Annotated in this window: 8 protein-coding genes and 1 pseudogene; 3 read left to right on the top strand and 6 right to left on the bottom strand. The window is 65.7% G+C overall.

Features of this window, described 5'->3' with window-relative positions; genetic code table 11:
- The 4 genes and pseudogenes from BP858_RS01495 to BP858_RS01480 form a co-directional block, all read right to left on the bottom strand.
- Positions 1-629, bottom strand: a pseudogene (locus tag BP858_RS01495) (DNA polymerase II large subunit); the annotation flags it as partial.
- Between the two features lie 140 nt (positions 630-769).
- On the bottom strand, positions 770-1,291 hold the full coding sequence (locus BP858_RS01490) for a HEAT repeat domain-containing protein (RefSeq protein ID WP_286878656.1): 522 nt from the start codon (positions 1,289-1,291) through the stop codon (positions 770-772).
- Positions 1,284-2,486 (bottom strand): HEAT repeat domain-containing protein, encoded by a 1,203-nt coding sequence (locus tag BP858_RS01485; RefSeq protein ID WP_286878654.1) that lies wholly within the window; start codon positions 2,484-2,486, stop codon positions 1,284-1,286. The genes BP858_RS01490 and BP858_RS01485 overlap by 8 nt, the downstream gene beginning before the upstream one ends.
- 52 nt (positions 2,487-2,538) lie before the next feature.
- A complete protein-coding gene (locus BP858_RS01480; protein ID WP_214166078.1) occupies positions 2,539-3,072 on the bottom strand; it encodes a type 1 glutamine amidotransferase domain-containing protein in 534 nt (177 codons plus the stop codon).
- Between the two features lie 95 nt (positions 3,073-3,167).
- Between BP858_RS01480 and BP858_RS01475 the strand changes: the two genes are divergently transcribed.
- A complete protein-coding gene (locus tag BP858_RS01475; protein WP_286878651.1) occupies positions 3,168-5,855 on the top strand; it encodes a cation-translocating P-type ATPase in 2,688 nt (895 codons plus the stop codon).
- A 135-nt stretch (positions 5,856-5,990) separates the two neighbouring features.
- Positions 5,991-7,271: an ArsB/NhaD family transporter gene (locus BP858_RS01470; protein ID WP_286878649.1), complete on the top strand. Its 1,281-nt coding sequence runs from the start codon at positions 5,991-5,993 to the stop codon at positions 7,269-7,271.
- On the opposite strand, the gene BP858_RS01465 is transcribed toward BP858_RS01470, so the two are convergent.
- Together BP858_RS01465 and BP858_RS01460 are read right to left on the bottom strand one after the other, a co-directional pair.
- Positions 7,252-7,527, bottom strand: a complete 276-nt coding sequence (locus BP858_RS01465; protein ID WP_074175842.1) for a HEAT repeat domain-containing protein — start codon at positions 7,525-7,527, stop codon at positions 7,252-7,254. The two genes, BP858_RS01470 and BP858_RS01465, sit on opposite strands and share 20 nt — an antisense overlap.
- A 156-nt stretch (positions 7,528-7,683) precedes the next feature.
- Entirely contained in the window at positions 7,684-7,953 is a 270-nt protein-coding gene (locus tag BP858_RS01460; protein WP_074175843.1) for a HEAT repeat domain-containing protein, read from the bottom strand.
- Positions 7,954-8,030: 77 nt separating this feature from the next.
- Here BP858_RS01460 and BP858_RS01455 point away from each other — a divergent pair, with 77 nt between their 5' ends.
- On the top strand, positions 8,031-9,074 hold the full coding sequence (locus BP858_RS01455) for a DNA-methyltransferase (protein ID WP_286878646.1): 1,044 nt from the start codon (positions 8,031-8,033) through the stop codon (positions 9,072-9,074).
- Positions 9,075-9,282: the final 208 nt, after the last annotated feature.

The following is a 9,282-nucleotide window of genomic DNA, read 5'->3' as shown; positions in this document are numbered from 1 at the left end:
CAGTTCTCGATGATCATCCGGAGCTCCTTCTCGCTCGGGAGGTACTGCAGGCTCATAATGCTGTTGTACTGCCGGATCTCCTCGATGTAGCGTTCAACCTCTTCGGGACGGGGGATGTAGCGCCCGATCCCGAGCGCCTGGCGGACGTAGTCGCCCACCAGCACCGAGAGCGCCTGTGCCGTCCCGCCGGCGCTCCTGATGGGGCCCGCGTAGTAGATCTTCAAATAATCGGTCCCGTCGTCGTTCTTCCCGAGACTCACCTTCGCGATCCCTTCGGTCGGGGCGGCAACGACACCCTCAGTCAGGAGCGCCATCGCCGCCCTGATGGCATGGTCGAGGATCTCCTCAGGCGTGGTCTCACCGAACTTCCGTGCCACAAAATCGTCGCCGATGCGGAGCGCCGCCTCTTCACGGGACATCTCCAGTTCGAGTTCCCGGATCCGGGCCGCGATCCCCGTATACCCAAGGAGCGCCTCCACGCGGTCGGCGAGGTCGCTTGCTATCGGGATCTCGATCTCGGTCGTCGGGTCGAGCCCCCGGGCCCGTGCTGCAGCGGCCAGTTCCATGGCAGTCGCGAGCCCTTCAATCAGTTCCTCGAAGTAGCGGGCGGTAGCAGGTGAGACCTCCATATATGATGTATAGGCCCTTCACGCATTTAGAAGCCTCGTCTCACGATACCGTGCCCGGATATGGGCCCACCATCGAGACAGATTTTGAGGACTATTCACAAATCGGACATTTAAAAAGAGTGGTTTTGGGAGGTCCCGGCTCACCGCTTCCCGGCCCACCCGGTTTCCAGCGCCGCGGTGAGCGCCTCGGCGCCGGGCTCACCCATCTTCCAGAGGAGGAGGGCGGCACGTTCCTGCATCGCCGGGTCAGGGTGGTGCATCAGCCGGAGGATCGGGTCGATCGCGGGTTCCCCGATCTTGCAGAGCGCCATGGCGGCGAACGGCTGGAGGTCAGGGTCGCCCTCCTCGATGACGGCGATGAGCGGCTCGACCGCCGGCTCCCCGATGCCTGCAAGGGCAGCCATGGCGTAGCGCCGGAAGTCCCGGTCCTCTCCGGCATGCATCGCCTGCAGGAGGGGCTCGACTGCGGGCTCGCCGATCCGCACCAGCGCCCGGGCGGCGTACCACCTGACGTCGTTGTCACCCTCGCGCATCACGGCGAGCAGCGGCTCGATTGCCGCCTCCCCGCTCGCCCCGAGTTCGTCGGTTGCCGCCCGGCGCACCTCCATGCCCCCCTCCCGGAGGTCGGCGACCAGTTCACCAATCCGGTTCTCATCAGTCATGTTGTTCAGGTGCTCCCTCACCCAAGTTATGTCTTCTGATGCCCCCAAGCGCCTCCCTGGCAGCCCGGCCCACTTCCTCCTTGCTGTCGCCCAGGGCCTCGATCAGGGCATCGACCGCCGCCGGGTCGCCGATCTTCCCGAGGGCCAGAGCCGCTCCGGCACGGACGTGCGGGTCGTCGCCGGTGCGGAGCGCCATAACGAGCGCGGAAACGGCGGGTTTGCCGATCTGGCCGAGGGCGGCGGTCACCCCCTGCCTGATATCCCGGTCGTCGGCCTTGAGCGCCGCAACAAGCGCCGGGACGGCCGCCTCCCCGGCATCCCCGAGCGCACTCGCTGCCCGCCGCCGCACGTCTTCGTCCGGGTCATGGAGCGCACCGATGAGGGCTTCGACGGCCTCCGCCCCCCCGATCCTCCCGAGCGCCAGCGCCGAACCCCACCTGACCCGCTCGTTCCCGGTCAAGAGGCCGGCGATGAGCGCCGCCTCCGCGGGCTTTCCGATGGCAGCGAGCGCGAGGGCAACCCTGCTCCTGACATAGGTATCCTCGTCGTTGAGCGCCGCAACAAGCGCCGGGATGGCTGCCGGGTCTGCGATATCGCCGAGGGCGACCGCGGCCATCCACCTGACGTCCACGTTCTCGTTCTTCAGGCTCTCCGTGAGCGGCCCGACGGCTGGGGAGCCCAGTTTCCCGAGCGCTTCCGCCGCCTTCCAGCGCACACCGCTCTCCGGGTCGTCGAGGAGGTCGGCGAGCGGCCCGACCGCGGCCGGTTCCCGGGCATCGCCGAGGCACCCGGCCGCCTGGTAGCGGGTCTCGGGGTTCCGGCTCGATAACCGGGTGATCAGCCTTCTCGTATCAGGGTCGCAGACAACCGGCCCGGGCTCACCGATACGGAGGTGCCGGGCTTCCGGCCGCCCTCCGGCGGCACCAAAGAGGTGGCCGAGGAGGTAGGCGATGGCGATAAAGAACGCCGCACGCACGAGGGTCTCGGGCCCGGGGGGGTACTCGAGGGCGACCTGGAGCGCCGCGACCAGGACACCTGCGTATACCGCACGTCCGGGGTACCAGAACGCTGCCAGGATGAGCGCCAGGTAGAGGAGATCGGTATACGCGGCTCCGGTGGCGAAGAAGAGAACTGAGAGCCCTATGATCAGGGCGATAACTGCAAGCCTGCCCCATGCCGGTCTCGTGAACCTCATTCCTGAAGAGTGGGTGCGGGCCGAATCAATAAAAGGGTTTGTGCGGGGCCGCTCACCGCGGCACTGCAACCGCGGCCTCTTTGAGTTTCTCAAGCGACGCCGCGATGAACGCCGGGATGTCCTCCGGCTTCCTGCTCGATACCAGGTTGCCGTCGACCACCACCTCCCGGTCGACGTACTCCGCACCGGCGTTCTTGATATCCTGGATGATCGACTTCCAGCCGGTGACCTTCCTGCCCTCGAGAACCTGCGCCGTGATCAGGAGCTGGGGCGCGTGGCATATGGAGAGGACCGGTTTGCCGCTCTCGACAAACCGCCGCACGAACTCCACGGGGGCGTCATGGGCCCGGAGTTTGTCGGGCGAGTAGCCGCCCGGTATGAGGAGCGCGTCAAACTCGTCCACCGATACATCGGCGGCGGCCTGGTCGATGGTGACCGGCGTCCTCTCTTTCTTCCCGTGCACGGTCTCGCCCGCAGAAAGACCGACGTGAACGAGGTCGTGGCCGGCCGCCCGGAAGGCTTCCGCGGGCTTTGTGTACTCGATATCCTCAAACATATCTGTGATCAGGACTGCAATTCTGCTCATCTCCATCTCCACCGGACCCTGATCAGGACCGCCCAATATAATGTTACCTGGAGAAATCCTCTGGGTTTTTATGCACCCATGCCAGACTCTGAAGTATGACCCCGCCGCCCGACTGGTGGAGCCTCACGCCGGAGGAGGTCCTGCAGGAACTCAGGGCCCGTCCCGCCGGCCTGACCGCGAAGGAAGCAGAGGAGCGGCTGGAGCGCTACGGGGAGAACGTCCTCCGGGAGGAAGCCCGGGAAACACGGCTCCAGGTCTTCCTCCGGCAGTTTAAGAGTATCCTCATCGCGATCCTGGCCATCGCCGCGGTGGTCTCGTTCCTCGTCGGCGAGCCCCAGGACGCCGCCGCTATCCTCATCATCGTCGTCTTAAACGCCCTCCTCGGGTACACCCAGGAGTGGCAGGCCGGGGAGGCGATCGAGGCGCTCAAGAAGATGCTCGTCCAGCGGGCCGTGGTCATCCGCGACGGCGAGCAGCAGGAGATCGACGCCTCCGGGGTCGTGCCCGGGGACGTCGTCCTCCTCGAGATGGGGGAGCGGGTGCCTGCCGATCTTGCGATCGTCGAGGCGACGTCGCTCCAGGTCGACGAGGCGCCGCTGACGGGGGAGTCGGCGCCCGTTGATAAGGCGCCGGGCCGGCTCCCGCCCGCAACCGACCTTGCCGGGCGGAGCAACATGACGTTTGCCGGCACAACGGTCGTCAACGGCCGGGGGTGGGGGGTGGTCGTCGCCACCGGGATGGAGACCGAGTTTGGGAAGATCGCGGGCCTTTCCCAGCTGGTTACGGCGGAAGCGACCCCGCTCTCCCGGCAGATGGACGTCCTCGGCCGCGATATCGGCTTTATCGCCCTTGGTATCGCGGCGCTCGCGGTCGTCGTCGGGCTCCTGCAGGAGCGGGGACTCCTGGAGATGTTCCTCGTCGGGGTCTCGCTTGCGGTGGCGGTGATCCCGGAGGGGCTCCCGGCGGTCGTGACGCTGACGCTCGCCATCGGGATCAAGACCATGATGCAGAAGAACTGCCTCATCAGGCGGCTTCCGGCGTCGGAGACCCTCGGCGCGGTCTCGGTGATCTGCACCGACAAGACCGGGACCCTCACCAGGAACGAGATGGCGGTCGTCCGGGTGAAGACCCCGGGTGCGGAGGTTACGGTCACCGGGACCGGGTACGCCCCCGAGGGCGAGTTCCTCCTCGACGGCCGGGCAATCGACCCGGGGGACTACCCGGGGCTTCGGCAGTTCCTCCGGGCCGTCCTCCTCTGCAACCACGCGACCATCGCCCGCGACGGGGCGGGGGGATGGCGGATCTTCGGGACCCCGACCGAGGGAGCGCTCGTTGTCGCGGCGGCGAAGGCGGGGCTCTCCCGGGAAGATGCCCCGGAGGCGGTCGATGAGTTCTCGTTTGACTCCACCCGGAAGCGGATGACGATCATCTACCGGGAGGATGACGGGGACGTCGCCTACGTGAAAGGGGCGCCTGAGGTGCTCCTTGCCCGGTCGTCAGGGGTGCTCGTGGACGGATCGGTCGTAGCGCTCACCGACGACCTCCGCGAGACGATCAGGGAGGATATCGCCGGGTACGCGTCCGGGGGGCTCCGGGTGCTCGGGGCCGCATACCGCCCGCTCCCCGCCGATCTCCCCCGGACGGCGGATGCGGTGGAGGAGGATCTGATCTTCCTCGGGTTTGCCGGGATCCTCGACCCCCCGCGTCCGGAGGCGGCGGAGGCGATCCGGCTCTGCAGGAGCGCCGGGATCGACGTCATCATGATCACCGGGGACAATCCCCTGACCGCCTACGCCATCGCAGAGGACCTCGGGCTCCCGAGTGAGGGGGCGCTTACCGGGACCGACCTCGAAGCCCTGACCGACGACGAACTCGAAGAGCGGCTTCGGACGACGAAGGTCCTCTCCCGGGTCACGGCCGCACACAAACTCCGGGTGATCGATATCCTCTCCCGGAAGCGGGCGGTCATCGCGATGACCGGCGACGGGGTGAACGACGCCCCGGCGCTGAAGAAGGCGAGCATCGGGATCGCGATGGGGATCAAGGGGACGGACGTCGCGAAGGAGTCAAGCGATATGGTGCTCGTGGACGACAACTTCGCAAGCATCGTCGCCGGCGTCGAGGAAGGACGCCGGGAGTACGACAACATCGCCCGGTTCACCCGCTACCTCCTCTCCTCAAACGTCGGGGAGATCGTCGCGATCGTCGGCGGGCTCCTCCTGGGGCTGCCGCTGATCCTCATCCCGGTCCAGATCCTCTGGATCAACCTCATCACCGACGGCCTGACCGCTCTTGCGCTCGGGCTTGAGCCTGCCGAGAAGGACGTCATGCAGCAGCGGCCGCGGGACCCGGGCGAGCCGATCCTCACGCGGGCTGCGTTCACGATCATCCTCGCCCTCGGGGCCTGGCTCGGGCTGCTGACCCTCTACGTCTTCTCGGGGCTCTACGACATCGACCTCGACCGGGCGCGGACGATGGCGTTTACCGGGCTGATCGTCTTTGAACTCTACAACGTCCTGAACTTCAGGTCATTCCGGTTCCCGCTCCACCGGATCGGGTTCTTCTCAAACCCGGCCCTGCTCTACGCCATCCTCGGGAGCCTCGCCCTCCAGGTGCTGGTGGTCTACGTCCCGGTCTTCCAGGACTTCCTCGGGACCGCGCCCCTGACCCTCGCCGACTGGGGGCTGATCGCCCTCCTCGGGCTCCCGGTGCTCCTCGCGGGCGAGGTCTACAAGATCCTCCGGAGCCGGGGCGGGAATCCCTGGGTCTTCCCCACCCGGTGAGCCGGGTTGACCGGTATAGTTATGGGAATATCCCGCAAATCTGGATCCGGAGAAATCATTCTTTTTGAGGAGTTCTATGACCATATGTCAACCTCTCGCGACATCCCACGCCGCCTGCCGCCGGGGCGGTAAGCGATGATCGGCCCGGAACTGATCGCCATCGCGGTCTTCCTCTTCACCTACGCGCTCATCATCGACGAGCGGATCCACCGTGCGGTGGCGGCGATGCTCGGCGCCTCAGTCATCGTCTTCCTCCACATCGTCCCGTGGGAGATGATCCCGGTCTACGTCGACCTCGGCACCATCTTCCTCCTGATGGGGATGATGATCATCGTCAACACCGCCCGGGGGAGCGGCCTCTTTGAGTTTATCGCCATCAAGACAGCGAAACTTGCAAAAGGGAGCCCGATACGGGTATTGCTGCTCTTCTCGGTCGTGACCGCGGTCGTCAGCGCGTTCCTCGACAACGTCACCACGGTCCTCCTGCTCACCCCGATGCTGCTCTACATCGCAAACGTGATGCGGATCACCCCGGTGCCCTTCCTCATCGCCGAGATCTTCGCCTCGAACATCGGCGGGGCGGCGACCCTCATCGGCGACCCCCCGAACATCATGATCGGGTCTGCCGCAGGGCTCTCGTTTAACGAGTTCCTGATCAACCTCGGCCCCATCATGGCCATCGACCTCGTCGTCGTCATGGGGATGCTCTTCCTCATCTACAGAAAGGACCTCCATGTCTCGCCCGACGAGCAGGAGGGGATCGAGAAGACGTTTGCAGACCTAAACGAGCGGGATGCGATCCGCGACTGGCCGCTCTTCAAGAAGTCGGTCATCGTCATCATGCTTGTTATCGCGATGTTCTTCACCCACGACCTCCTCGGCCTGGAACCGGCCCTCGTCGCCCTGATCGGGGCATCGATCCTCCTCTTCTGGAGCAGGCAGCCTCCTGAGGAGATCTTTGAGAAGATCGAGTGGCCCGCCCTCTTCTTCTTCGGCGGGCTCTTCATCGTCGTCGGCGCACTCGTCGAGACCGGGATGATCGCGGCCCTTGCTGAGTTCGTGGTGAGTAACGTCCACTCGCAGGGGGAGGCGATGCTGATCATCGCCTGGTTCGCGGCGATCGCGTCTGCGATCGTGGACAACATCCCCCTCACCGCCACGCTGATCCCGCTGATCCATGATATGGGTGCCTCGATGGATACCTACCCGCTCTGGTGGGCGCTCTCGCTCGGCGCGTGCCTCGGCGGGAACGGTACCGCCATCGGGGCGTCGGCAAACGTCGTCGTGGTCGGGATCGCCGCCCGGAACGAGATCTCGATAACGTTCGTGGACTTCCTGAAGGTCGGGATGCTTGTGCTCTTCGTCACGGTCGGGATCGGCTCCGCGCTCCTCTGGCTCAGGTTCTTCGCCCTGTGATGCCGCGGCCGGCCTCGACCTCCTCGAGGCGGCCGACCACCCACCGGTACGCGGTCGCGGCTGCCTCCCGGGCCGAGGGGCTCGGGTCTTCGCTTCGCATGCGGTCGAGCGGTTCCCTCGCCCTCAGGTCGGCGAGCGCCCCGAGGGAGAGGGCCGCCTGCGACCTGACGAACTCGTCCTCGTCCTTGAGCGCCAGGATCAGCCCGTCGACGTCCCGGGCATCACGCATGGTATCGATATCGTCCAGTGTTGTCATGGGGATCTCCGCCTGTGCTCGCACCCGGCGGTATATATGCTTTTTCCGGGGCGGCTCCGCTGCACCATGTCATCTCTATCCGGTGCATCATAGCCTCACGCAAAGACACGATTGGGGGCGGGGTGGTATTGATTGCCCCCAGGTTCCATGACCCGGCTACGTCTTGAGGAGCATCCCCTCGATACTCCTCTTCGCTGCAAGCCTTGCCGCTACCTGGGCGTGCGCAAGCGACGCGGCCCGCCGGACCTCCGCATCAGCGTCCGTGAACTTCAGCCGCTCCAGCGGTTCCATCGCCCGTTCGTCGCCGACAGAGCCGAGGGCTTCGGCCGCTGCCTGGCGTATGATCTCGTCCGGGTCCGCGAGCGCCCGGATCAGCCCGTCGATATTACGCGCCCTTCGCATGATGTCAATATCCTTCTCGTGCATCAAAAACCTCCCTGACCGGCTGGTGGGCGTAATTAGGGCCTGTTCTGATATGAACGTTGTGGAGGGGGCGGCAGGATATGGCAGGATTGATATGGGCGCATCCCCTAACGCTGATCAGGCCTGAGGAGACCATGCGGTCCGTAACGATCAACGGGAACACATTCTATAACGGCGACTGCGTACCCGGGGCAGAGGAGCATATCCCGGAGAACAGCGTCGACCTGATCATCACCGATCCCCCCTACGGCATCAACGGCGACCGGCTCCACCGGCACTACAACCGGGACGAGGGGTTCGTCGTCGAGGGCTACGTCGAGGTCCCGGTCGACGAGTACGGGGAGTTCAGCCGTGCGTGGATCCGGCAGGCGGAACGGATCCTCAGGCCCGGGGGCTCGCTCTACATAGTCTCGGGGTACACGAACCTCTACCATATCCTCGCCGCCCTGCGGGAGACCGGGCTGGCCGAGGTCAACCACATCATCTGGCACTACAACTTTGGGGTCTACACCCGCAGGAAGTACGTCTCCTCCCACTACCACATCCTCTACTACGAAAAGCCGGGGGGCCGGCGGACGTTCAACCTGGAGGCCCGGTACGGCACCGACGAGCGGGGACCTGACGCCGGGTCGCTCAACTACCGCGACCGGGAGGATGTCTGGGCCATCAACCGGGAGTACAAGCCGGGCAGGCTCAAGAACAAGAACGAACTGCCGACCGAGCTGCTGGTGAAGATGATGCAGTACAGCAGCAACGAGGGCGATCTGGTCTGCGATATGTTTCTCGGCGGGTTCTCGACGGCTCGGGTCGCCATCGGCCTCAACCGCCGGGTGACCGGGTTTGAGATCTCAGAACCGGTCTTTGCGGCGAAGACGGCGGAGATCAGGGCCACGAAGCCGGGTTACCTCCTCCCGGGGCTCCGGGCCTCTGAGAAGACCGGGGATCCACCGAACCGGGGGAAGCCCTGGACCGATGCGGAGACGAGCCGCCTCGCGGTGCGGTTTGCGGAACTCCAGGATGCAGGGATGACGAAGAAGGACGCGGTCGCGGTCCTCGGGCAGGAATTCGGGCGGGGCCGGTGGGCAATCGAGCGGATGCTCAAAGGGCTGGATACTGAGGGATGAGGGGTGTACCTGGAGGGGCGCCCCCCTCACCACTCCGCCAGCCTTCCCGGCCCCAAACCGCCGTAGCGCTCTAGTGGAGCGTTTCAGCTAACATTTCCCCTGAAAACCGCCCTGGTTTGGCGGGTGGGGGAAGCATGGCTCTGTTTGTACCCCAGGCATGGCTTCCGTACGGGGGGAGGGAGCTCGCCCCCTCCCCGGCCCCCACCCC

The organism is Methanoculleus sp. UBA413 (assembly GCF_002502935.1).
GTDB classification, from domain to species: Archaea; Halobacteriota; Methanomicrobia; order Methanomicrobiales; family Methanoculleaceae; genus Methanoculleus; species Methanoculleus bourgensis.
Note: the sequence above shows the minus strand (reverse complement) of the source record. Positions and strands in the feature narration are given on the sequence as shown.

What these genes read in the sequence shown, in the direction of transcription:
- BP858_RS01485 (WP_286878654.1), bottom strand. Translation starts at nt 2,486, where the DNA reads ATGAGGTTCACGAGACCGGCATGGGGCAGGCTTGCAGTTATCGCCCTG.
- BP858_RS01490 (WP_286878656.1), bottom strand. Translation starts at nt 1,291, where the DNA reads ATGACTGATGAGAACCGGATTGGTGAACTGGTCGCCGACCTCCGGGAG.
- BP858_RS01460 (WP_074175843.1), bottom strand. Translation starts at nt 7,953, where the DNA reads ATGCACGAGAAGGATATTGACATCATGCGAAGGGCGCGTAATATCGAC.
- BP858_RS01465 (WP_074175842.1), bottom strand. Translation starts at nt 7,527, where the DNA reads ATGACAACACTGGACGATATCGATACCATGCGTGATGCCCGGGACGTC.
- BP858_RS01475 (WP_286878651.1), top strand. Translation starts at nt 3,168, where the DNA reads ATGACCCCGCCGCCCGACTGGTGGAGCCTCACGCCGGAGGAGGTCCTG.
- BP858_RS01455 (WP_286878646.1), top strand. Translation starts at nt 8,031, where the DNA reads ATGGCAGGATTGATATGGGCGCATCCCCTAACGCTGATCAGGCCTGAG.
- BP858_RS01470 (WP_286878649.1), top strand. Translation starts at nt 5,991, where the DNA reads ATGATCGGCCCGGAACTGATCGCCATCGCGGTCTTCCTCTTCACCTAC.
- BP858_RS01480 (WP_214166078.1), bottom strand. Translation starts at nt 3,072, where the DNA reads ATGAGCAGAATTGCAGTCCTGATCACAGATATGTTTGAGGATATCGAG.